The 23,357-nt window shown below is 74.0% G+C and carries 15 protein-coding genes; 13 read left to right on the top strand and 2 right to left on the bottom strand.

The genetic code is table 11. From position 1 onward, the window contains the following. Positions 1 to 12: 12 nt before the first annotated feature. The 11 genes from ASD16_RS04500 (at position 13) to leuA (ending at position 20,395) form a co-directional block, all read left to right on the top strand. Positions 13 to 921: a PP2C family serine/threonine-protein phosphatase gene (locus tag ASD16_RS04500; protein ID WP_055913362.1), complete on the top strand. Its 909-nt coding sequence runs from the start codon at positions 13 to 15 to the stop codon at positions 919 to 921. Further along, positions 918 to 2,270 (top strand): FHA domain-containing protein, encoded by a 1,353-nt coding sequence (locus ASD16_RS04505; protein ID WP_055913365.1) that lies wholly within the window; start codon positions 918 to 920, stop codon positions 2,268 to 2,270. The genes ASD16_RS04500 and ASD16_RS04505 overlap by 4 nt, the downstream gene beginning before the upstream one ends. Then, positions 2,267 to 3,835: a serine/threonine-protein kinase gene (locus ASD16_RS04510; RefSeq protein WP_055913368.1), complete on the top strand. Its 1,569-nt coding sequence runs from the start codon at positions 2,267 to 2,269 to the stop codon at positions 3,833 to 3,835. Before ASD16_RS04505 ends, ASD16_RS04510 begins: the two co-directional genes overlap by 4 nt. Beyond that, positions 3,832 to 9,927: a fibronectin type III domain-containing protein gene (locus ASD16_RS04515; RefSeq protein WP_055915704.1), complete on the top strand. Its 6,096-nt coding sequence runs from the start codon at positions 3,832 to 3,834 to the stop codon at positions 9,925 to 9,927. The genes ASD16_RS04510 and ASD16_RS04515 overlap by 4 nt, the downstream gene beginning before the upstream one ends. A 52-nt stretch (positions 9,928 to 9,979) precedes the next feature. Then, positions 9,980 to 10,936 (top strand): MoxR family ATPase, encoded by a 957-nt coding sequence (locus ASD16_RS04520; RefSeq protein WP_055913371.1) that lies wholly within the window; start codon positions 9,980 to 9,982, stop codon positions 10,934 to 10,936. 2 nt (positions 10,937 to 10,938) lie between these two features. Beyond that, positions 10,939 to 12,087: a DUF58 domain-containing protein gene (locus tag ASD16_RS04525; protein ID WP_055913374.1), complete on the top strand. Its 1,149-nt coding sequence runs from the start codon at positions 10,939 to 10,941 to the stop codon at positions 12,085 to 12,087. Then, positions 12,084 to 14,342 (top strand): transglutaminase family protein, encoded by a 2,259-nt coding sequence (locus ASD16_RS04530; RefSeq protein WP_055913377.1) that lies wholly within the window; start codon positions 12,084 to 12,086, stop codon positions 14,340 to 14,342. The genes ASD16_RS04525 and ASD16_RS04530 overlap by 4 nt, the downstream gene beginning before the upstream one ends. Beyond that, positions 14,339 to 15,487 carry an RDD family protein gene (locus ASD16_RS04535; protein ID WP_082570588.1) on the top strand — a complete coding sequence of 383 codons (1,149 nt, stop codon included), beginning with the start codon at positions 14,339 to 14,341 and terminating at the stop codon, positions 15,485 to 15,487. Before ASD16_RS04530 ends, ASD16_RS04535 begins: the two co-directional genes overlap by 4 nt. A gap of 9 nt (positions 15,488 to 15,496) precedes the next feature. Then, positions 15,497 to 16,954 carry a PQQ-binding-like beta-propeller repeat protein gene (locus ASD16_RS04540; protein ID WP_157453789.1) on the top strand — a complete coding sequence of 486 codons (1,458 nt, stop codon included), beginning with the start codon at positions 15,497 to 15,499 and terminating at the stop codon, positions 16,952 to 16,954. Positions 16,955 to 16,959: 5 nt separating this feature from the next. Next, positions 16,960 to 18,462 (top strand): PQQ-binding-like beta-propeller repeat protein, encoded by a 1,503-nt coding sequence (locus tag ASD16_RS04545; protein ID WP_055913386.1) that lies wholly within the window; start codon positions 16,960 to 16,962, stop codon positions 18,460 to 18,462. A 187-nt stretch (positions 18,463 to 18,649) separates the two neighbouring features. Next, on the top strand, positions 18,650 to 20,395 hold the full coding sequence (gene leuA / locus ASD16_RS04550) for a 2-isopropylmalate synthase (RefSeq protein WP_055913389.1): 1,746 nt from the start codon (positions 18,650 to 18,652) through the stop codon (positions 20,393 to 20,395). Between the two features lie 99 nt (positions 20,396 to 20,494). Here the strand turns inward: leuA and ASD16_RS04555 are convergent, their stop codons facing one another. Continuing rightward, complete coding sequence (locus ASD16_RS04555) at positions 20,495 to 21,214, bottom strand: endo alpha-1,4 polygalactosaminidase (RefSeq protein WP_235523106.1); 720 nt, start codon at positions 21,212 to 21,214, stop codon at positions 20,495 to 20,497. A gap of 95 nt (positions 21,215 to 21,309) precedes the next feature. Between ASD16_RS04555 and recO the strand changes: the two genes are divergently transcribed. Both recO and ASD16_RS04565 read left to right on the top strand, forming a co-directional pair. After that, positions 21,310 to 22,041 (top strand): DNA repair protein RecO, encoded by a 732-nt coding sequence (gene recO, locus ASD16_RS04560; protein WP_055913392.1) that lies wholly within the window; start codon positions 21,310 to 21,312, stop codon positions 22,039 to 22,041. Then, the gene (locus ASD16_RS04565) at positions 22,042 to 22,824 is read left to right on the top strand and encodes an isoprenyl transferase (protein WP_055913395.1); all 783 of its coding nucleotides are present in this window, start codon (positions 22,042 to 22,044) and stop codon (positions 22,822 to 22,824) included. On the opposite strand, the gene ASD16_RS04570 is transcribed toward ASD16_RS04565, so the two are convergent. Further along, a complete protein-coding gene (locus tag ASD16_RS04570) occupies positions 22,809 to 23,357 on the bottom strand; it encodes a DedA family protein (protein WP_055913398.1) in 549 nt (182 codons plus the stop codon). The genes ASD16_RS04565 and ASD16_RS04570 overlap by 16 nt on opposite strands.

The raw sequence follows: 23,357 nt of genomic DNA on the forward strand, positions 1-23,357 counted from the left end.
CAAGGGGGTCGCGTGCGTACGTCGTGGGGTTCGGCGACCGACCGTGGCCTCGTCCGCGAGGTCAACGAGGACGCTCTCCTTGCCTACCCGCCGGTCTTCCTCGTGGCGGACGGCATGGGCGGCCACGACGCGGGTGACCTCGCGAGCCGCATCGCCGTCGAGGAGTTCGCGCAGCTCGCCGGGCAGGCCGCGGCGACGGCCGACGACGTGCACGCGTGCTTCGACCGGACCGCCGCCCGGATCCGTGCCGAGTTCACCGGCGGACGCCAGGGCGGCACGACCGTCGCCGGGGTCGCGGTGACCGAGCACGAGGGCGGCTCCTACTGGCTCGTCTTCAACGTCGGCGACTCGCGCGTGTACCTCTGGTCCGCAGGAGTCCTCGACCAGGTGAGCGTGGACCACTCGGTGGTGCAGGAGCTGCTGGACCTCGGCGAGATCGACCAGACCGAGGCCGCGACCCACCCGGAGCGGCACGTCCTGACGCGCGCCCTCGGCACGGGGGACCCGCCGGAGCCCGAGTACTGGCTGCTGCCCGCCGGCCTCAACGACCGGCTGCTGATCTGCACCGACGGCCTCACGCGCGAGGTGGCCGACGAGGACCTGGCACGCGTGCTGGCCGAGACGGCCGACCCGCAGGACGCCGCCGCGCTCCTCGTCCGGCTCGCGCTCGAGCACGGCGCCCGGGACAACGTGAGCGCGGTCGTCGTCGACGTCGCCACCTCCGCCGGTGCGCACGACGACGTCCACATCACCGTGCCCCGCACCGGGGCGGAGCTCGGTCCCTACGTGTGGGACGAGATGCTCAACGGCGTGACGGTCCCGCGCCGCGCCCGGACGGCCACCAAGCCGATCCCGCGCGTGCCGGCCACCGGACCGGGCACGCCGGACCCGAACCCATCGAACGAGGAGCTCCCGTCATGAGCGTGCCCGAGTACTCCGCCGGCGAGTGGACGGCCGTGGTGCGACCGGGGTTCGTGGCGCTGCTCGGCGCCGGTACCGCCGAGTCCACCGTCCGCGCGCTCTGGCAGGACAGCGGCGAGGGTGTGTTCGCGGCGCTGGCCCTGCTCGCGCGCGACGGGTTCGGCGGTCTGCCGCCGTTCGCCGTCGTCTCCGTCGACGGTCGGCGGGTGCACGCCGCCCTGCGCGGTGACGTCGAGGTCGTCGTCGACGTGGACGGCCGGGAGGACGTGTGGCGCTCGGGTGAGGTGAGCACGTGGACCGAGCGGGTGCTCGACGGGGTGGCCGACGTCGTGGTGCAGGCGGACGGTGCACCGGCCGGTGCGCCGAGCCTCCCGCTCGCCGACGGGGTCGCCGCCGCGTCCCGGGTCCGGCTCGCGCTGACCGCTCGTGACGTCCCCGAGGGGGTGTCGACGACCGCGCCCGCGACGAACCCGGTCGGCGTGGCGCCCGTGGCCGAGGCCGACGACGAGGCCGTCGCCGACGAGGCCGGCATGGACGAGCCGGCCGAGACCGCGGTCGTGGACGAGGAGCTCACCGAGGACGCCTCCCTGACCTCCGAGATCGTCGACGCCGTCCCGTGGGACACCTCCGTGCACGCGCCGGTGTCGTCGCCGGTCCCCGCGATCGTCGACTCCGTCTCGTGGGACGAGCCCACCGAGGTCGAGCTGGTCCCGCTCACCGAGGACGCGCACGACGAGGACACCGACACGGAGGCGGACACCGAGGCCGAGGGCTCCCCTCAGGACCCGTCGGGCGTCGTCGCAGCGGCTGAGTCGATCCTCACCTCGCAGTACCAGCCCGGCGCGACCGACGCCGCGGTCGCGCCGCTGCCGGTCGGTGGCGCGTCCCTGGACGACCACGACGGCCTGACCATCCTGTCCACGGACCTCGCCGAGATCCGCGAGCAGCTGCCCTCGTGGGCCTCGGACGAGCTCCCCGGCCCGTTCCGGACCCCCGCGGTCGCTGGCCCCCCGGCGCGCCTCGTGCTCTCGACGGGGCTCGTCGTGCCGCTCGACCGCGCCGTGCTGCTGGGTCGCGCCCCGCAGGTCGCCCGGGTGACCAACCGCGAGCTGCCGCGCCTGATCACGGTGCCGAGCCCGCAGCAGGACATCTCCCGCACGCACGCCGAGGTGCGGGTCGAGGGCGAGCACGTCGTCGTGACGGACCTGGACTCGACGAACGGCATCCACGTGTCCCGGCACGGCGAGGGTGCGCGACGGCTGCACCCGGGGGAGCCCAGCGTGGTCGGCGTCGACGAGATCGTCGACCTCGGCGACGGCGTGACGTTCTCGGTGGAGCGGGGTTCGTGACCGCACGCCGCGAAGCGTCGACGCCGCCACGCCTGCCGGGCTACGAGTACCTCCGGGTCCTCGGCCTCGGAGGCTTCGCGGACGTCTTCCTGTACCAGCAGGAGCTTCCGCGGCGTGAGGTGGCGGTCAAGGTGCTGCTCGCGGGCAGCCTCGACGACGAGGTGCGGGGCCGGTTCCAGCAGGAGGCCAACCTCATGGCCCAGCTGTCGCACCACCCGTCGATCGTCACGATCTACCACGCGGCGATCGCGGCCGACGGACGCCCGTTCCTGGTGATGGAGTACTGCTCCCGGCCCGGTCTGGCGGAGCGGTACCGGCAGGAGCGCATCTCGGTCGCGGAGGCGCTGCGGATCGGCATCCGGCTGGCGTCGGCCGTCGAGACGGCGCACCGCGCCGGGATCCTGCACCGGGACATCAAGCCCGCGAACGTGCTCACCACCGACTTCGGGTGGCCGGCGCTCACCGACTTCGGCATCGCCGCGACGACGGGTCACGGAGCGGGTGCGACGGTCGGCATGTCGATCCCGTGGTCACCGCCGGAGCTGCTGGGCGAGCACCCGACGGGCGACGAGCGGTCGGACGTCTACTCGTTGGCGGCGACGATCTACTCGCTGCTCGCCGGGCGGACCCCGTTCGAGATCGCCGGGGGGCAGAACACCGCGCAGCAGCTGGTCGCCCGGATCGAGCGGGCACCGCTGCCGCTGACCGGCCGCGACGACGTGCCCCCGGCCCTGCAGGAGCTGCTCGAGCGCGCCATGGCCAAGCACCCGACCCGCCGGTTCGCCTCCGCGGCGGCCGTCGCGCGCGCCCTCCAGCAGGTCGAGGCGGACCTCCGGCTGCCGATCACCCCGCTCGACCTCATGGACGCGCCCGACGCCGGGCCCGAGCTGGACGCGCCGGCGCCGTCGACGGACGGGGACCGCGAGGACGCGACCCGGCTGCGCTCGATCGTCACCGTCCCCCTGGTTCCCGTGGTGCCCGCGCCCGAGGCGCCGGCGCCGCCGGGTGCGGACGAGGCGACGCGCCTGCGCGGAGTGACCTACGTCGCGCCCGAGCCCGCGACCGCTCGTCCCGGTCCGGTGTTCGTCGCGCCCGCGGAGGTCGTCGAGGCCGAGCCCGAGACGGTCCAGCGTGGACGGTCGCGCATGGTGGCCGGTGTGGTGTCGGGGCTGGTCGTGCTCGCGGCGGTCGTGGCGATCGGTGCTGCGGCGCTACGGGACTCCGGATCGGCCGGTGACGGTCCGACGGCGACCGCGGACTTCACCCAGGACGCTGCGCCGACGGGCATCACCGACCCCGTCCCGTCGCCGTCCGGGCTGCAGGGCACCCGGCAGGCGGACGGGTCTGTGGTGTTCACGTGGGACAACCCGGAGCCTCAGGAGGGCGACCGCTACGTGTGGGGCGTCCTGCAGGCCACGGGCGAACCCACCCTTGCGCCGATCGACACCGCCAGGGTGACCGTCCCCGCCGACCAGGCGGCCACGGCACAGGTCTGCATCGAGGTCTCGATCGTGCGCGCCGACCGCAGCACGTCGGCTGAGCCGGCGCAGGGGTGCACGTCGTGAGGTGGGGCTCGGTACGGTCGCGGGCGACCACGGCGGCGGCCGTCGTCACGGTCCCTGTGCTCGTGCTGGTGCTCGCGCTGCTCGACCAGGGCTTCCCGCTCGCCCGCCTGGACCTGAACGACGGTGGCGTGTGGCTGACCGCGACGAGCAAGCTGCAGCTGGGCCGCTACAACGCGCAGGTCGAGGAGCTCAACGGCGGCCTCTCGGCGGCGGGGAGCACGTTCGACGTCCTGCAGGACGCCGGAGACGTGCTGCTGGTCGAGCCGGGCTCGGTCGCGGTCGTCGACCCCGCGTCGGTCACCCTGGCTGCCCAGGTCGCCGTGCCGGGTGCGGTCGTGTCGATGGCGGCAGGCGTCGTCTCGGTGGTGGACCCCGACGGGAACGTCTGGGTCCGCCCGATCTCGGACCTGGGCACGCTGCGGATCGCGACGGACACCCCGGACGTCGAGCTGGGGAAGGGCGGAGCCGCCGTGGTCGCGCGCAGCGGCGCCGTCCTGGCGGTGGCGCCCGACGACGGTGCGGTGACCCGAGTCGACGTCGTGGACGGCGCCGCGCGGGCCACACCGCTGGGGACGCTGGGCGCCGGCCCGGTCGGCCGGCTGACCGCCGTGGGCGACGAACCCGTCGTGCTGTCGGGCGGCACGGTGCGGACGTTGGAGGGCGAGGTGGACCTCGACGGCGAGGGACTGGCCCTGCAGCAGCCGGGACCGGAGGCCTCGCGCGTGCTCGTGGCCAGCCGTACGGCGCTGCTGGAGGTCCCGCTCGACGGCGGGTCCGTGGTGGAGCACCCGACCGACGGCTCGGGCGTGCCCGCCAGGCCGGTGCAGGTCGGCCGGTGCGCCCACGGGGCGTGGGCGTCGGCCGTCGGGTCCTACCTGCAGCTGTGCGACGGCGAGGACGCCACCATCAAGAACCTCGAGGAGATGTCCTCCGCGGACGTGCTCGAGTTCCGGGTGAACCGGCAGGTCGTCGTGCTGAACGACACGCTGCGCGGCCGCCTCTGGATGCCCCTGCAGGACACGGACCTGCGGGTGCCGGAGTGGACGGAGATCGAGCCGGAGGAGCAGCCGGACGAGGCCCCGGAGGAGACCGAGGCCTCGGACACCACCCAGGACCTCGTGACCGAGTGCTCCACCGAGTCGGCCCCGCCGACCGCGGCCGACGACGAGTTCGGCGTGCGACCCGGCCGGACCACGATCCTCCCGGTGATCGACAACGACTCGTCGTCCGACTGCGGGATCCTCGTCATCTCGGAGTTCGACCCCCTGCCCGCCGACTTCGGCCGGATCGAGGCGATCTACGGCGGACGCTCGCTGCAGGTGGCTGTCGCCGAGGGCGCCACCGGCACCGCCGAGCTGACGTACACGATCACCGACGGCCGCGGCACCAACGCACCGTCCACGGCGCGCGTGGTGCTCACCGCACGGGACGGGTCGCTCGACGAGCCTCCGGTCCAGCTCCGGACCGGCGCGCTGCAGGTCGAGCAGGGCGGGCAGGCCGACCACCAGGCCCTCGCGGACTTCGTGGACCCCGACGGCGACGACCTGGTGCTCGTCGGAGCCACGGCGGACCCGACCTCGGGGTCCGTCCGGTTCCGCCAGGACGGCACGGTGACGTTCCGGGCGGACGGCGCCCAGCTGGGCCGCACGAGCGTGACCCTCCTCGTGTCGGACGGGACGTCCACGACCGAGGGCCGGCTCGACGTCGACGTGCGTCCCGCGGGCTCGCTCGCGCCGCAGATCGACCCGGTGCACGTCGTGACGTACGTGGACCAGCCCGTCACGCTCCACCCGCTCGACGCGGTCCGCAGCTCGTCGGCGGAGCCGCCTCGGCTCGCGGGTGTCGAGGACGTCGTCGGCGCGACGATCACGACGGACCTGCAGGGGGGCACCTTCACGTTCAGCGCCGCTCGCGCCGGCAGCTACTACGTCAACTTCCTCGTGTCGGCGCCGCCGCAGCAGGCCACCGGCCTGGCGCGGGTCGACGTGCTCGTCTGGCCCGAGACGGACCAGCCGCCGATCGCGGTCCGGGACCAGGCGTACCTGCCGGCGGACGGTGAGGTCACGCTCGACCCGCTGGAGAACGACACCGACCCCGCCGGCAAGGTGCTGATCCTGCAGTCGGTCGACGCACCCGAGGGGCTTCGGGTCGCCATCCTGGAGCACCACCTGGTGCAGATCTCGTCGGAACGGACGCTGACCGCTCCGGTGGCGCTGCGCTACACCGTGTCCAACGGGCAGGACAGCACGATCGGGGAGATCGTCGTGCACCCGGTGCCGCCGTCCGCGACGTCCCAGCCTCCGGTGGTGCCCAACGTCGAGGTCGACGTCCGGACCGGCGGCGTCGTGACGATCCCGGTGCTCGACGACGCGTACGACCCCGACGGCGACCGCCTGACGCTCCGGACCCAGCTCGCCGAGCCCCTGGCCAGCGGGCAGGGGCTGCTGTTCGTCTCCGGGGACGTGCTGCGCTACCAGGCACCCGACGAGCCCCTCACCGCGCGTGCCACGTTCGAGGTGGAGGACGCCACCGGCAACCTGACCGCCGCCACCGTGACCGTCCGGGTGCACGCGTCGGACGCGAGCGCGAAGGCTCCGCCCCGGCCCCGGGACCTGGTGGCACGGGTCTTCCAGGGCGACACGGTCCGCATCTACGTCCCGCTCGTCGGGATCGACCCCGACGGCGACGGCGTGACGCTGCTCGGCATCGCGTCGTCCGCCCTGCGCGGCCGCGTGACGGCGACCGGCGCGGACTGGCTCGAGTACCAGGCGTTCCCCGACGAGGTCGGCACCGACGAGTTCACCTACGCCGTCGAGGACTGGGTGGGGCAGCGTGCCGTGGCCACGATCCGCGTCGGCATCAGTCCGCGGCCCACCGACTCGGCCACGGTCGTGGCACGCGACGACGAGGTGACGGTGCGGCCGGGCCAGCGGGTGGAGGTCCGGGTGCTGGCGAACGACGTCGACTCCAGCGGCGGCGAGCTCACCCTGGGGACCGACCTGCAGATGGCCGAGGGCATCGACGCGAGGGTCGAGAACCGGCGGATCGTCGTGCAGGCCCCCGACGAACCCGGGGTGCTCCAGATCGCCTACACCGCGTCCAACGAGCGTGGTGGCCGCGACTCGGGGGTCCTCACGGTGACCGTGTCCTCGGACGCCCCCGTGCTGCCGCCCATCGCGCGCGACATCGTCGTGCCCGCGACCGACACGCTGGACCGCACCGAGGTCTCCGTCGACGTGCTCGCGGTCGCGCAGAACCCGAGCGGGCCGCTCAGCGACCTCGAGGTCTCCGTGCCGGGGTCGCAGTCGGACGTCGCGCGGGTCAGCGAGAGCGGCCAGGTCGTCGTGACCCTCGTCGACCACGCCCAGACGGTGCCCTACCTGCTCACCAACAGGACCGGCACCAGTCCGGTCGCGTCCTACGCGTTCATCACCGTGCCGGCGCTCGGGTTCTTCCGGCCGGTGCCCCGCCCGAAGGCACCCGAGCTGCGCGTGGCATCGGGGGAGCGCCTCGTCGTCCCGCTGGGCGAGCAGGTCCAGGTGGCCCCGGGCCGCACGGCGCGGATCGCCGACCCCCTGGGCGTGTCCGCCACGCGGTCGGACGGCACGAGCCCGATCGTGGACGACGAGACGCTCCAGTTCACGTCCGCCCCCGGGTACGCGGGACCGGCGTCGATCACGGTCCCCGTCACGGACGCGTCCGCCCCGGGCGACACCTCCGCGCGGACGTCCGTCATCACGCTCCAGATCACCGTGTACGCCGTCGACGACTACCCCCCGACGTTCGAGCCGTCGACCATCGACGTGGCCCCCGGGGAGCCCGCCCTCGCGGTGGACCTCAGGTCCTTCACGACGGGACCGGAGGGGGCGAACCCGACGGACGGTCGCTACGCGTACACGCTCGTCTCCGCGATCCCGGCCGGCTTCTCGGGTGCCATCAACGACGGCGTGCTGAGCATCGCGGCCGACGCGACCACGCCGAAGGGCCGGACCGAGTCGCTGGCCGTCCGGGTCGGCTACGGCCGCACCGGCTCGTTCGAGACGGCCGTCGACGTGCGCGTCATCGCGAGCACGCGGCCGACCGTGCGCGTGGTCGATCGCACGATCGACGGCGTCGAAGGCCGGCAGAGCACGGTCGACGTGCTGGAGGGGGCGTTCAACCCCTTCGCGCCCGACCCGATGACGGTGGTCGGCGCGACCGTCGAGACACCCGGGGCAGGCACGGCCGGCGCCACCTCGAGCACCGTGAGCGTGCGACCGGCCGAGGGCTTTATCGGCCAGATGGTCACGCGGTTCCGGGTCCGGGACGTCACGGGCGACCCGGACCGCGAGGTCGAGGGGCGCGTCACCGTCGTCGTGCGCGGCAAGCCCGCCACACCGACCGCACCGCGGATCGGCGAGGTGCGGGACCGGACGGTCGTGCTGTCCTGGGACGCGCCGGACAACCGCGGCGCGCCCATCACCGGCTACCGCGTGGTCGCGAGCCCGGGCAACCTCGTGCGGCAGTGCGCGAGCACCACCTGCACGATCGACGGCCTCACCAACGACGTCGAGTACACGTTCACGGTCGCCGCGCAGAACGAGGTCGACTGGTCGGAGCCGAGCAGCCCGTCCGCGCCGGCGAGGCCCGACGCGGTCCCGGACGCGCCGGCGGCGCCCACGCTGGAGTTCGGCGACGGCTCGGTCCGGGCGACGTGGGCGGCGCCGGCATCGACGGGCTCGCCGATCTCCAGCTACACGCTCGAGATCTCCCCAGCGCCGCCGGCAGGGCCGGCCTCGGTCACGTCCCCGACGACGAGCTACACGTTCACCGGCCTGAAGAACGGCACGGCCTACTCGGTCCGCGTCCGCGCGCACAACAAGGCGCCGGACCCGGGCGCCTGGTCGCCGTCGTCCGCACCGATGGTCCCGGCGCGCGCGCCGGAGGCACCGACGGTGACCGCGACGCCCACCGACTCGACGCTCGGCCGCGTCATCGCGATCACGTGGACCGCGCCGGTCGACAACGGCGACGCGGTCGCTCAGTACGAGGTCGTCGTCGACGGTCCCGGCGGTGACACCTACCCGGTCGCCGCGGGCACCCAGCAGCTGACGTTCGACCAGGCGCAGACCAAGTACCCGTACCGGGTCTCGGTGCGTGCCAAGAACAAGGCCGGCTGGGGCGAGGTCGGCACCACCACGGCGTCGACGTTCGGGCTCCCGACCGCACCGACGTCCGTGACCGCCGTCGCGATCGCAGGGGCCGGTCGGATCGAGGTGCGCTGGTCCGGGGCCGACGACAACGGCACCCCGATCCAGTCCTACGTCGTCCGCCTGCCGGACGGTGGCGAGCTCGACGTGGGGAACCGGTCGTCCTGGACGTTCGAGAACCTCACGGGTGGTGCGAGCTACACCTACCAGGTGCGCGCGGTGAACGGTGCAGGGTCCAGCGGATGGAGCGGCCCCGCCACGGCGACGGCCACCACCCCGCCGGGCACGCCCACCGCGTCGGTCGCGGTGACCGGCAACGGCACCGGCGGCCGGCCCACCGAGATCACGGTCGGCCGTGGCCCCGAGGTGAGCAACGGCGGCGGCGGCACGGTGACCTACACGTGGACGCTGGCCGGCGAACGCGGCGCCGACCGTGCGTCCGGGACGTTCAGCGGGACCACCGCGACGATCGACGTCTCGGGCTGGCGCCTGCCGTTCACCGGCGCGCGGGTGACGGCGACCGTGACCGCCAGCACCGGGCTCGGTTCCGCTGCCGACGACGCGTCGATGGACGTGTCGTGGGGCCAGCCACCGAGCATCGTCCAGAACCTGACGATCACGCCGGACGACGCGACGCTCCCGACGCACGTCTCCGTGGTCTGGTCACCGCCGGCGAACGACGGCGGCCTCGGCGTCGACGACTACCGCGTGTGCTGGGCGGTCAACGGCGGCCCCGCCCAGGGCTGCGCGAACACCGGCGGCGCGACGACGGCGGAGAAGGACCTCGCCGACCTCGGGCTGCCTGCGCCCGTGCCCGGTAACACCGTGACGGTCACGGTGACCCCCAGCAACGACCTCGGCGGCGGGCCGCCCGCATCGAAGACCTACACGGTCGGCCCATGACCCACCTGCACCCGAGGGGCCGCGCGCCCCGACACCGAAGGAGAAGCCCCCGATGACCCCCGAGCAGAGCATCTGGTTCGCGGAGACGTTCGACGCGCTCGTGTCCAACGTCGGCCTGGCGCTGCTCGGCAAGGAGCACACGGTCCGCCTGGCGCTCACGGCCATGGTCGCCGAGGGGCACCTGCTGCTCGAGGACGCACCCGGCACCGGCAAGACGTCGCTGGCCAAGGCGCTCGCCGCGACGGTGCAGGGCAGCCACCACCGGATCCAGTTCACGCCGGACCTGCTGCCCTCGGACGTCACGGGCGTGACGATCTACGACCAGAGCACGCACCGGTTCGAGTTCCACCCGGGCCCGATCTTCGCGTCCGTCGTCCTCGCCGACGAGATCAACCGCGCGTCGCCGAAGACCCAGGCCGCCCTCCTGGAGGTCATGGAGGAGGGGCAGATCACGGTCGACGGCGTCACGCACCCGGTGGGTCGGCCGTTCATGGTGATCGCGACGCAGAACCCCATCGAGCAGGCGGGCACGTACCGCCTGCCGGAGGCCCAGCTGGACCGGTTCCTCATCAAGACGTCCCTGGGCTACCCGGACCGTGCGTCGACCATCGAGATCCTGGCCGGCGCGAAGGACCGCACCACGAACCTGACCCCGCGGATCACCACGCAGGCGGTCGGCACCATGGCGGACCTCGCGCAGACCGTGCACATCGACGAGGTCGTGCTCGACTACGTCGCCCGGCTCACGGAGGCGACGCGGGACGACTCCCAGACCGCCATCGGGGCGAGCGTGCGCGGTGGTCTGGCGCTCGTCCGCACGGCCAAGGTGTGGGCGGCCGCGGCCGGTCGCGAGTACGTCATCCCGGACGACGTGAAGGACCTGGCCCAGCCGGTCCTGGCGCACCGCCTGCTGCTCGACACGGAGGCGGAGTTCGCGGGCGTGACCGCGATCGAGATCCTGGGCCGGATCCTCGAGACGACGGCACCGCCGGCCGTACGGGTGGGCTGATCGTGGGTCTACGGATCTCACCGGTCGGGTGGGGGGCGCTCGCCGTGGCGGCCCTCGGCCTCGTGCTGGGCCGGTGGTTCGGGTGGCTGGAGCTCGCCGCGGTCGGTGCTGCGCTGACGGCCGTGCTCGTGGTGTCGATGCTGATGACCGTCGGTCGTGCTCGCTACGCCGTCACGCTCGACATGGCGGACCGCCGCGTGAAGGTGGGGGAGCGCGCGCTCGGCCGCCTCGAGGTGCGCAACGTCGCGCGCCGCCGGTCGCTACCGTCCCGGATCGAGCTGCCCGTCGGTGCGGTCGTCGCGGAGCTCGCTGTCCCGGGCCTCGCTCCCGGCGCGGGCCACGACGAGCTGTTCGCGATCCCGACCACGCGCCGCGCGGTGATCGTGGTCGGCCCGGTGCGTTCCGTCCGCGGCGACCCGTTCGGGCTCGTGCGGCGCAGCGTGCGGTGGACGCGGCCCACCGAGGTGTTCGTGCACCCGCTCCTCGTGTCGCTCGCGGGTGCGAGCGCGGGCCTCCTGCGCGACCTGGAGGGCCAGGCGACACGCGACCTGTCCGACTCGGACCTGTCGTTCCACGCCCTGCGCGACTACGTCGCGGGTGACGACCGCCGGTACATCCACTGGCGCACGACGGCGCGTCGCGGAAGCCTCATGGTCAAGCAGTTCGAGGACACCCGGCGCACCACGACCGCGCTCGCCCTGGCCACCGACCCGCGGGACTACGCCGACGACGACGAGCTGGAGCTCGCGGTGTCGGTCGTCGCCTCCGTCGGGGTCCAGACGATCCGCGAGGAGCGTGACCTCGTGGTGCTCGCCGGGCCGGGCAAGCTCCGCGCCGAGACGCCCCCGCTCCTGCTCGACGACTGCTCCGCCATCGCGCTGTCGAGCGTCGGTGCGGGGGTGACCCTGCTGGGGCGCCGCGTCGTGCGCGAGGCACCGGAGGCGTCGGTGGCGATGCTCGTCACCGGCTCGGTGCCCGGCGACACCGACCTGCGGCTCGGCGCCCGGCACGTGACCGCCGGGACGCGGACCGTCGTCCTGCGGTGCGAGCGGGGCGCCGACGTGTCGGTCCGCACGCAGGGGTCCCTGAGCCTCGCGACCATCGGCCGGCTGGACGACCTCCCGCGCCTGCTCCGGCGGGTGACCGCATGACCCCGCGACCGGCCGCCCGCGCGGCCGTCGACGTCGGCTGCCTCGTCGGGACCCTGGCCCTGGCCCTGACGCCGCTCCTCGAGGTGTACGGCGGCCTGACGGCCCTGCCCGCGCTGGCGGGCGGGCTGCTGCTCGGCACGAGCGTCGCGCTGCTGGGTGCAGCCCGACGCTGGTCCGCGATCACGGTCGTCGCGGCGGTCGTCGTGGTGTTCGTGCTGGCAGGCGGAGCGCTGGCCGCCCCGTCGACCACGGTCGCCGGGGTGGTGCCCACCCCGCAGACCGCTGTGGCGCTCGCGCGCGGCGCCGCGTCGACCTGGAAGCAGGTGCTGACGCTCCAGCCGCCCGTCGGGTCGGAGGGCACGCTGCTGGTCGCGGCCTACCTGCTGGCGCTCGTCGGGTCGTGCCTCGCCGTGTCGGTCGCCCTGCGCGCTCGGACCGGCGCTGCGGCCGCGTCCGCCGCTCTCGTGCCCGTGGCGGTGACGATCGCGACGATCGTGCTCGGCACCCGTCGCCCGATCGTCGACCCGGTCCTCACCGGTGTCCTGCTCGTGGTCGTCCTGCTGCCGTGGGCGGCGTGGCGTGCCGGGGTGCTGCGCGCCCGTCGCGTAGTCGCCACCGGCGCGCTCGTGGCGGTGGCGGTCGGGGCGGCCGTCGTCGGCGCCCCGGCCGTGGTCGGCGCGACCGACCGGCTCGTCGTGCGCGACGAGCTGGTTCCTCCGTTCGACCCGCGTGACTACCCCAGCCCGCTGTCCGCCTTCCGGGAGTTCGTGAAGGAGGACGCCCCGCTGTTCACCGTGGCCGGGCTGCCCGAGGGGGCGCGCGTCCGGCTGGCGACGATGGACCGGTACGACGGCGTCGTGTGGAACGTGGCGGGCGACGGGTCCGCGCAGGCGTCCGGCGAGTTCCGGCGGGTCGGCTCGCAGATCGACACGACCGTGCGGGGTGACCGGGCGCACGTCGAGTTCACCGTCGACGAGCTGGCCGGCGTGTGGCTCCCGACGGTCGGTCAGGCCACGAGCTTCGACATCGCCGACGCCGACGCGGCGAGCGACCTGCGCTACAACGACGCGACCGGCGGTGCCGTGCTCACCGGGGGCGTCCACGAGGGCCTCTCGTACGGCATCGACGTCGTCGTGCCGCGCGTCCCGGCTGCGACGGAGGTGGGCAGCGCTCCCGAGTCCGACATCGCCCAGCCTGCGCTCACCGGGGTGCCGGACGTCGCCACGGTGACAGCCGCGGACGTGGCACGCGACGCGGGCAGCCCGGTGCAGATCAGCGCCGCGCTGGAGACGTGGCTCGCCGAGGAAGGCTTCTTCAGCCACGGCATGCAGGTCTCGGGCACGGAGTCGCTGTCCGGGCACGGCGCGGACCGGATCACGGCGCTGCTCGGCGGCGACCTCATGGTCGGCGACGGCGAGCAGTACGCCGCGGCGATGGCGCTGATGGTGCGCGAGATGGGGCTGCCGGCGCGGGTCGTGCTGGGGTTCGTCCCGGAGCCGGGTGGCGGCGACGACCCCGTCGAGGTCACCGGCGCGGACGTCCAGGCGTGGGTCGAGGTCGCGTTCCAGGGCTACGGGTGGGTGCCGTTCGACCCGACCCCGCCGCCGGAGCAGACGCCCCAGGAGGAGGACCAGGAGAAGCCCTCCGAGCCGAACCCGCAGGTCGTGCAGCCTCCGCCGCCGCCTCCCGGTGCGGTCACGCCGCCCGACGAGGACACCGAGCAGCCCCAGACCGACGACCCGGACGACGGCGAGGACGGCAGCGCGCTGTTCTGGCGGATCGCCCGGGCAGCAGGCATCGCCGCGATCCCCGTGCTGCTGCTCGCGTCGCCGCTCCTGGTCATCGTCGCGCTCAAGGCCCGGCGGCGGCGCCGTCGGCGCCGCAGCCCCGACCCGGTGGCGCGCGTGGCGGGCGGCTGGGACGAGGTGCTGGACACCGCTCGCGACCTGCGCCGACCAGCGGGTGCCCTGGCGACGCGCAACGAGTCCGCGCTCGCGCTCGCGGCGTCGTTCGCCGACGCTCCCGGTGGCACGCTCGTCGCCACCCGGGTCGGTGCGCTCGCGCGCGCGGCGGACCACGCCGTGTTCAGCGCGGGTGAGCCGAGCGGGGCCCACGCCACCGCATACTGGGCAGACGTCCAGCAGACGGTCGACGCGATGACGCGCAGCGTCGGCTGGCGCCGGCGTGTGCGGGCCCGGGTGTCCACCGCCTCGCTGAAGAACCACCGCAACCGCCGCCCGAAGGGCACGTCATGACACGACACGGACACGCTCCCCACGCCGCCGGGGAGGACTCGGCGCCCGCCACGATGTCCCGGCGCTTCTGCGCCGGCCTGATCGACCTCGCGCTCCTGCTCGTTCTCGGTGGCGGGGTCCTGGTCCTGGGCCTCGCGCGGGGCGGTGGTGCTCTGGTGCTGGTCGGCTCCGTGTCGGTCCTCGTGGTGTCGGTGGCCCAGTGGGTGGCGCACGGGCGGTCGGGGTGGACGGTGGGACGGCGCGCGGTCGGGATCCGCACGCTGGACGTCGAGTCGCGCACCCCCATCGGGCTGCTCCGGGTGCTGGTGCGCTCCGCCGTGATCGCCGCAGGCGCCCTCGCGCTCGGCGTCGGGCTCCTCGTCGTCCTCGCGTCGCCGGCCTTCGACCGGACGGGACGACGGCGTGGCTGGCAGGACCTGGCGGCGCGGGACGAGGTGCTGCGCGTCCGCGCGCAGCAGGTTCCGGTGGTCGTGCCGCCGCGGGTGCGGCGCACCGAGCCGGCGCCGCAGCCTGCCGGACGCCGACCGGTCAGCGTCCCGGGATGGGCCGTCGCCGAGCCCGGGATGTCCGCAGAGGGCACGGCCCTGCTCGATCTCCTCTTCGACGAGTCGCGGCCGGCCGCGCTGGTCCTCGCGCCCCTCGCACCGCAGCGCAGCGGGCCTGACCTGGACACGCGCGCGACCCCTGTCGTGCGGCAGGTCGGGCTCAGCTACGGCCTCGCCCCGGAGCTGGAGCTGACCCGTCCCGCGGGCCCGCGCCACGACCTGGCCGCCGCGCCGGTCACCCCCGTCGTTGTCGATCCCCGGGCCGCGGAGATCGAGCTGGGCGACGGGCAGCACATCACGATCGCCCGGACGGCGCTGGTCGGCCGCAACCCCGCGTCGGACGCGGACGTCCAGCTCGTGCGCGTCGTCGACCCGGCGCGTTCCGTCTCCAAGACCCACCTCCAGATCGGGGTCGAGCCCGGCGGGGTCTGGATCGCCGACCGCGGGTCGACGAACGGCACGGTCGTGACGCTGCCCGACGGCGCGCAGGTGGTGTGCCGGGTGGACCAGCAGGTGCGCCTCCGGGTGGGGTCGACGGTGACGTTCGGGGACTGCTCCCTCCGGCTGATCCGCGCGCCCGGGAACGACCCGATGGCCTAGGGTCGGATCATGGCGGACCGACGCCCCGCTGCACGGATGCAGCTCGTCGAGGTCGAGGACGCCCCGACCGCGGCCGACCGGTCGCGCCTGGCGGACAACCCGCCGCCCCAGGACCCCGTCACCCCCGTCGAGCCGCCTCGTACCGGCGCAGACGTCCTGCGCCGGTGGTGGCCCGTCGCTGCGGCCGTGGTGCTCGTCGTCGTGGTCGTGTCCGGCGTCGTGGCCTCCGCGCGGGACCGCGCGTTCGTTGCCCGCATCGCCGCGGTGCCCGGCCTCGTCCGTCCCCTCGACGCTGCACCCGAGCCGCTGTGGGAGGCCCGCGCGGCGCTGCTGCCCGGTACCGTGCTCGCGGCCGACGGCGCTCTTGTCGTGCTCGCGGAGGGCGAGAGGGCCTGGACGGTGACCTCGCACGACGCGGTGTCCGGCACGCAGCGGTGGGCGGTCGACCTCGTGCCCGTGTCGACCGCAGGGTTCGAGGCGACGGCGGCGGTCTGCCCGCCCCTGCGCAGCGACGTCGGCGACCTCGTCGTCTGCCTCGTCCGGCACCCGCCGGTGCTCTACTCCGACGACGCGTCGATCCAGGAACCGCCCCGGGTCTCGGTGGTGCCGCTGTCGGCGCGGGACGGCGAACGGCTCGGCGACTGGCAGCTCCGCGGGACTCTCGTCGCGTTCGACCGGGTCGAGGACGACCTCCTCGTCGGGACCCTCGACGCCGACGGCCGGATGACGGTGCAGAGGCGTGACGCCCGGACCGGCGACGTGGTGTGGTCCATCGTCACCCCCGTCGTGATGAACGACCCCGTGATCAGTGTCGCGGCGACGATGCGCGTCCTCGACCCGCTGATCGTGCTCGAGGGTGGGGCGACGATCGTCCTCGACGTCGAGGACGGCAGCACGCTCATGACCGGACCGCGGTTCGGCGGCCTCCAGGTCGCGGCGCTCGGTGAGCGGTTCGCGACGTGGGCTCCCGCCGGCGGAGGCCACGTCCACGACGTCGACGGGACCGAGCTCTTCGCCGTCCAGGCGCTGCCCGCGCAGCTGTCGGCCGACGATGGGTCGGAGCCCGGGACGATCGTCGTCGACGAGGGCCCGCAGATGGCCGGGGTGGACGCGACGACGGGGGCACAGAGGTGGCGCACCCCGTCGCAGCTCGACCCGCGTCTCCTGGTCTCGGACCGCCTCGTCGTCGCCGGTGCCGACAGCTACGGCGTGCTGGACGTCACCGACGGCTCGATGATCTGGGACGTCGACACCGGTGCCGTCCTGACCTGGAACCCCGTCTCCGACGGCACGCTCGTCCTCGGTCCCGGCACGTCGCCGGACGGCCGGCCGGAGCTGTGGGGCCTCGGGCTCCAGGACGGTGTCCGGTACTGGTCGGTCCCGCTCCCCGAGGGGGTGCGCAGCGTCGACCCGATCGGCGGCCACCTCGTCGTCCGCACCGAGAACGACCTGATCGTCTACGGCTGATCGTCATGACCTCCGCCCTGCGGCCGGTGATGCAACGGGTGGCGCTCGACGAGGGCGGCGCGGGGGACGACGATCGTGTCCCCTCGGGGCCGCAACGGCTGCGTTCCGCCGTGGCCCGGCTGCGGACCTGGGCCGGCCGTCGTCCCGCCCGGGCGGCTGTCGCCGCCGCGGCAGCGCTCGCCGTCGTCCTGACCGCCGTGATCGGGACTCCCCGCTGGGTCGCCGGCCACGAACGCGAGGCGGTGCTCGGTGCCGCTCCGTTCGCGGGGGCGGTCCGACCCCTCGGGTCGGCGCCACGCGAGCGCTGGTCGGCGACCGTCGACGGCTCGGTCGCGCCGGTGCTCGCCGGGGACGTGGTCGTCGTGACGCAGACCGGTCCGACCGGGCGCCGCGTCGTCGGGCTGGACGTCGTCGCGGGCTCTCCGAGGTGGTCGGTGGCACTCGACGCCGACCTGGTCCCGGAGACCGTTCTGTGCCGGCCCGTCGGCGCCGACCTCGTGTGCGTGGTCGGACCGGAGGCGCCGTCGGACTCGCGGCGGTTCGTCCCGGACGACCCGGACCGCCCCGACGCTCCCGGCGCCGAGGCCGGTGCCTCCGTCCTGCTCCGCATCGATCCGGCCGACGGGCACGTGCGGTCCCGCAGCGAGGTGCCCGGCTGGGTGGTGGCGACCGCGCCGTCGGGGTCGGACCTCGTGGTGGCGACCTACGCGTGGGGGATGGTCGCCGTGCGCCGACTCGACCCGGCCACGGGTGAGGCGCGGTGGGAGACCCAGCGCTGGTCGACGTTCCAGTCGGCGGGCAGCAGCCGGGTGAGCCTGGTGGCCGCCGGCGACCTCGTGATGGCGACCGGCAACGAGGTGACGTTGCTGCTGGATGCGCGCACCGGAGAGCGGCTGCCGCGTCCGCGGGGTGCGTCGGTGAGCGACCAGGTGCGGCTGCTCGACGACGGGACCCTCGTGCGCACCCGGTTCCGGGTGCGCGAGACAGGGGTCGACGCCCTCTCCGAGCTGTCGGTCGGCCGTCAGGACCCGTGGTTCACCGTCCGCGGCTCGCTGGTCGAGCCGGGTGTCAGCGACGGCACGTCGGGTCTCGTGTTCGCGGCGAGCGGCCTGACCGGAGGTCCGCTGGGCGGCCGGGTGCGCGCCTACGCGCCGGGATCGTCCGAGGCCGTGTGGCGGGCGCTGACACCCGCACCCGAGGTGGCTGCGGACGTGGCCGGCCGCGTCGTCGTGCGCGGGGCGGGTGCGCTGGTCGGTCTCGACGCGCGGACCGGTGAGCAGGTCTGGCGCCGGTCGTTCGGGCCGGCGATGGGACGCACGTTCACGGACGGCGAGCACCTCGTCGTGGAGCGGGAGACCGCTGGCGGGAGCCCCTCGCTCACGGCCATCCGGCTCGACGACGGCGAGACGGCCTGGGACGCGCCGCTGCCCGTAGACGCTCCCCGGCCGCTGCGGCTGGGCCAGCACCTGTACGCGCTGGGGGACTCGCGCCTCGTGGCGCTGCGGTGAGACGTCTGTGGTGAGACGGGCGGGCCGGGAGGTTGCGGAACGTCCGGTCGTTCGGGGTACGGTGAGTTCGTGCTCGCAGTCACCCTCCTTCTTCGCTGCCGCGACGAGGCCCTCTAGGCCGCATCCTCGTCGCGGTGTCGTGTGTGCCGGCTGACTCCCCGCCGAACCGCCCGAAGGACGAGAGACCATGACCTATCTGGAGACGAGCGCACAGCAGCCGTCGTCGATGCCGGTGCACAAGTACCGCCCGTTCCACGAGCAGATCCAGGTGGACCTGCCCGACCGTCGGTGGCCCGACAACCGCGTCACCCAGGCACCCCGCTGGTGCGCGGTCGACCTGCGTGACGGGAACCAGGCGCTGATCGAGCCCATGAACCCCGCGCGCAAGCTCGAGATGTTCGAGCTGCTGGTGCAGATGGGGTTCAAGGAGATCGAGGTCGGCTTCCCGTCGGCGTCGCAGACGGACTTCGACTTCGTGCGGATGCTCATCGAGGAGGACCGCATCCCGGACGACGTCGTCATCCAGGTGCTGACCCAGGCTCGTGAGCACCTGATCGAGCGGACGTACGAGGCGATCGCGGGCGCCAAGCAGGCGATCGTGCACCTGTACAACTCGACGTCCACGCTGCAGCGCGAGGTCGTGTTCCGCTCGGACGAGGACGGGATCGTCGATATCGCGGTGTCGGGCGCCCGGTTCTGCCGGAAGTACGAGGAGCTCGTCCCGGACACCGACGTCTACTACGAGTACTCGCCCGAGTCCTACACCGGCACCGAGCTGGAGTTCGCGCTGCGGGTCTGCAACGCGGTGCTGGAGGTCCTGGAGCCGACGCCGGACCGCAAGGTGATCATCAACCTGCCGGCGACCGTCGAGATGGCGACGCCGAACGTGTACGCGGACTCGATCGAGTGGATGAGCCGCAACCTGCGCTACCGCGAGAGCGTCGTCCTCTCGCTGCACCCGCACAACGACCGCGGCACGGCCGTCGCCGCCGCGGAGCTGGGCTACCTGGCCGGTGCGGACCGCATCGAGGGCTGCCTGTTCGGCAACGGCGAGCGCACCGGGAACGTCTGCCTGGTGACCCTGGGCATGAACCTGTTCAGCCAGGGCGTCGACCCGCAGCTCGACTTCTCCGACATCGACCACATCCGCCGCACCGTCGAGCGCTGCAACCAGCTGCCCGTGGGCGAACGGCACCCGTACGGCGGGGACCTGGTGTTCACGGCGTTCTCGGGCTCGCACCAGGACGCCATCAAGAAGGGCCTGGACGCCCTGGAGGCCTCGGCGCAGCGGCAGGGCAAGACGGTCGACGACATCGTCTGGGCGGTCCCGTACCTGCCGATCGACCCGAAGGACGTGGGGCGCTCGTACGAGGCGATCATCCGCGTGAACTCCCAGTCCGGTAAGGGCGGCATCAGCTACCTGATGAAGTCCGAGAAGGACCTGGACCTGCCGCGCCGGCTGCAGATCGAGTTCTCCCAGGTGGTGCAGCGGCACACCGACCAGCACGGCACCGAGGTCACGGCCGACGAGCTGTGGCACATCTTCAACGACGAGTACCTGCCGGTGGAGCCGGGCAGCCCGTTCGCGCCGTGGGGCCGGTTCTCGCTGCGCGGCACGCGCGGGACCAGCGTCGAGGACGGGCCGGACACCCTGGAGGTCGACCTCGTCGACCGTGGCGTGCAGCGCACGCTCCAGGGCTCCGGCAACGGTCCGGTGGCGGCGTTCGTCGCGGCCGTGAAGACGCTCGGGGTCGACGTCGCGGTGCTGGACTACGCCGAGCACGCGCTGTCGGCGGGCGGCGACGCCACCGCGGCCGCCTACGTCGAGTGCGCGATCGGCGACGAGATCCTGTGGGGCGTCGGCATCGACCCGTCGATCACGACGGCCTCGCTCAAGGCGATCATCTCGGCGGTCAACCGGCACGAGCGCTGAGCGCTCCCGCCCCAGAACCACCGACCAGGCGGCCACCCCGCCGGTCGGTGTGCCCGGGGAGGGGCGCGCTCGGCGATCCCGCCCGCACCCCTCCCCGGGTCAGCAGTGCCCGGACACGTACCCCGGCGATCCCGGGGCGACGAGGTCCCGGTCGCGCAGGCTCGTCATGGCCGGCCGGTCCGGATCGGCGCAGATGTCGTCGATCGTTCCGCTGTACTCGACCGCGATCACCTGGTCGCCGTACGGGTCCGTGTAGGCGGCGCACTCGTCGAACTCGTGGCACTGCTCGGCGACCGCGAAGTCGAACCCGACCTCGGCGATCTCGTCGGCCGTGAGCTCGGGGGTGTTCTTCTGCCCGACCGCCAGCCCGCGCGCGTGCGCGAGGTCGGCGACGGCCTCGGCGATCGCGAGGGCGTCCTGCCGGTCCAGCTGCCCGCCGGACCGGGTCCACGAGTCGAGGTTGTCGAGCTCCACGGCATCGAACCCGGCGGTGACGCACCGGTCGAGCACCTTCTCGACCCGCTCGACGAGGGCGCCGCGCCGCGTGGTGTCGAGCAGGTACTCGTCGGGCCACGCGGGGTCCGGTGCCAGCAGGAGGGCGGGGTCGACGGTCTCGCCGGGCTGGGTCTGGAACGCGTTCACGTAGCAGACCGAGTAGACGCCCGGCTCGGGGGTCGCCGTCGCGTCGCGGACGACGACGGTGACGTCCTCGGCCGGTCGGTACGCCTCGCCGAGCTGGTAGTCGGCGACTCCGACGGGCAGCGGCACGACGTCCACAGCGGGTGCGCATGCGGCGAGGACAAGCGCGGCCGTCGTCACCAGACCTGCTCGTCGCCACCGCACGCCCGATGGTCGCACCTCCCGGACGCGTGTCCCGGAGCATCGGTGTGGGCGGCGCGGGAGACAATGGACGAGTGAGCCTCTACCGCGACGAGGCGATCGTCCTGCGCACCCACAAGCTGGGGGAGGCCGACCGCATCGTCACCCTCCTGACCCGGTCGCACGGGAAGGTCCGTGCCGTCGGCAAGGGGGTCCGCCGCACGTCGTCGAAGTTCGGGTCGCGACTGGAGCCGTTCATGTACGTCGACCTGCAGCTGAGCACGGGGCGCAACCTCGACATCGTCACGCAGGCCGAGACGCTGGGACCGTTCGGCCGACGGATCTGCGAGGACTACACGCTCTACACCGCCGGGACGGTCATGCTGGAGACCGCGGACCGGCTGGTCGAGGCCGAGCACGAACCCTCCCTGCAGCAGTACTGGCTGCTGGTCGGCGCGGTGAAGGCGCTCGCGGGCCGTGACCACGCGCCCGGTCTGGTGCTCGACTCGTACCTGCTGCGCGCGCTCTCCGTCGCCGGGTGGGCGCCCAGCTTCACCGACTGCGCGCGCTGCGGCGAGCCCGGACCGCACTCCGCGTTCGCGGTGGCCTCGGGCGGTGCCGTCTGCCGGGCGTGCCGGCCGCCCGGTGCAGCCGCGCCCGCACCGGAGACGTTCGCGCTCCTGGCCGCGCTGCTTGCGGGAGACTGGGCCGTCGCCGACGCGAGCGCCGAGCGGCACCGCGGCGAGGGCAACGGCCTGGTCGCCGCGTTCTGCCAGTTCCACCTCGAGCGCCAGCTGCGCTCGCTCCCGATGGTCGAGAGGGTCTGAATGCCGGTCCCACCCCCGCCGCACCCCAGCGGCGAACGCGCTCCCGCGATCCCGAAGGAGTTCGTGCCACGGCACGTCGCCGTCGTCATGGACGGCAACGGCCGGTGGGCCAACGCGCGTGGTCTGCCGCGGACGGCCGGTCACGCCGCGGGGGAGGCGTCGCTGCTCGACGTCGTCGCCGGTGCCATCGAGGTGGGCGTCGAGTACGTCTCGGCGTACGCGTTCTCCACCGAGAACTGGTCACGCTCGCCCGACGAGGTGCGCTTCCTCATGGGGTTCAACCGGGACGTGCTGCGCCGCCGGCGCGACCTCATGAACTCCTGGGGGGTGCGCGTCCGCTGGGCGGGCCGGCGTCCGCGGCTGTGGCGCTCGGTCATCACCGAGCTCGAGACGGCCGAGGAGCTCACCAAGCAGAACTCGACGGTCACCCTGACGATGTGCGTGAACTACGGCGGCCGTGCCGAGATCGCCGACGCCGCGCAGGCGATCGCGCGCGAGGTCGCCGCCGGTCGCGTGAAGCCGGACAAGGTCAACGAGAAGCTCTTCGCGCGGTACCTCGACGAGCCCGACCTGCCCGACGTGGACCTGTTCCTGCGGTCGTCGGGCGAGCAGCGGACGTCGAACTTCATGATCTGGCAGGCCGCGTACGCCGAGCTGGTGTTCCTCGACGAGCCGTGGCCCGACGTCGACCGGCGTCACCTGTGGCGTGCGGTCGAGACGTACGCGCGGCGGGACCGGCGCTACGGCGGCGCGGTGGACAAGCCGGGTCAGACCTCGGCCTGAACGCTCGTCGCCGCTCGGCGCAGGAGCCGGCGGCGGACCACGACGGCGACCCCGACGAGCACGAGCAGCACCGCCCCGGCGAGCGCCCACGGTGAGGTCGCGAAGAGCGAGATGGCCCCCCACACGGCGCCGAAGCCGATGGTCGCCCAGACGACGGCCCACACGAGCGCTCCGGGGACCGACGCGATCGCGAAGCGCAGGTACGGCATCTTCACGAGTCCGGCTGCGGCGAAGATCGCGGTCTGCAGCCCGACGGTCAGGTACGCCAGCGTGACGGCGATAGGACCCCACCGCCGGACGAGGTCGAGCCCGCGCTGGGCGCTCTGCTTGTCCGTCCAGGTCTCGAGCCGCCGGACGGAGGCGTGCCACCAGCCGGGCGCACCCTCCTTCTCGTCCACCGCCTGCGCGCCCCGGACGACGCCGCGGCCGGCCCAGTAGGTGCCGTGCGAGCGGGCCATGACGATCACGAACAGCCCGGCGACGGCGACGCCGAGCGGCACGCTGCCGAGGTGATAGGCGTCGAGGGGGTCCAC

The sequence above is a fragment of the Cellulomonas sp. Root485 genome, assembly GCF_001426705.1.
Lineage (GTDB): Bacteria > Actinomycetota > Actinomycetes > Actinomycetales > Cellulomonadaceae > Cellulomonas.

What these genes read in the sequence shown, in the direction of transcription:
- ASD16_RS04505 (WP_055913365.1), top strand. Translation starts at nt 918, where the DNA reads ATGAGCGTGCCCGAGTACTCCGCCGGCGAGTGGACGGCCGTGGTGCGA.
- ASD16_RS04520 (WP_055913371.1), top strand. Translation starts at nt 9,980, where the DNA reads ATGACCCCCGAGCAGAGCATCTGGTTCGCGGAGACGTTCGACGCGCTC.
- ASD16_RS04530 (WP_055913377.1), top strand. Translation starts at nt 12,084, where the DNA reads ATGACCCCGCGACCGGCCGCCCGCGCGGCCGTCGACGTCGGCTGCCTC.
- ASD16_RS04535 (WP_082570588.1), top strand. Translation starts at nt 14,339, where the DNA reads ATGACACGACACGGACACGCTCCCCACGCCGCCGGGGAGGACTCGGCG.
- ASD16_RS04540 (WP_157453789.1), top strand. Translation starts at nt 15,497, where the DNA reads ATGGCGGACCGACGCCCCGCTGCACGGATGCAGCTCGTCGAGGTCGAG.
- ASD16_RS04545 (WP_055913386.1), top strand. Translation starts at nt 16,960, where the DNA reads ATGACCTCCGCCCTGCGGCCGGTGATGCAACGGGTGGCGCTCGACGAG.
- leuA (WP_055913389.1), top strand. Translation starts at nt 18,650, where the DNA reads ATGACCTATCTGGAGACGAGCGCACAGCAGCCGTCGTCGATGCCGGTG.
- ASD16_RS04565 (WP_055913395.1), top strand. Translation starts at nt 22,042, where the DNA reads ATGCCGGTCCCACCCCCGCCGCACCCCAGCGGCGAACGCGCTCCCGCG.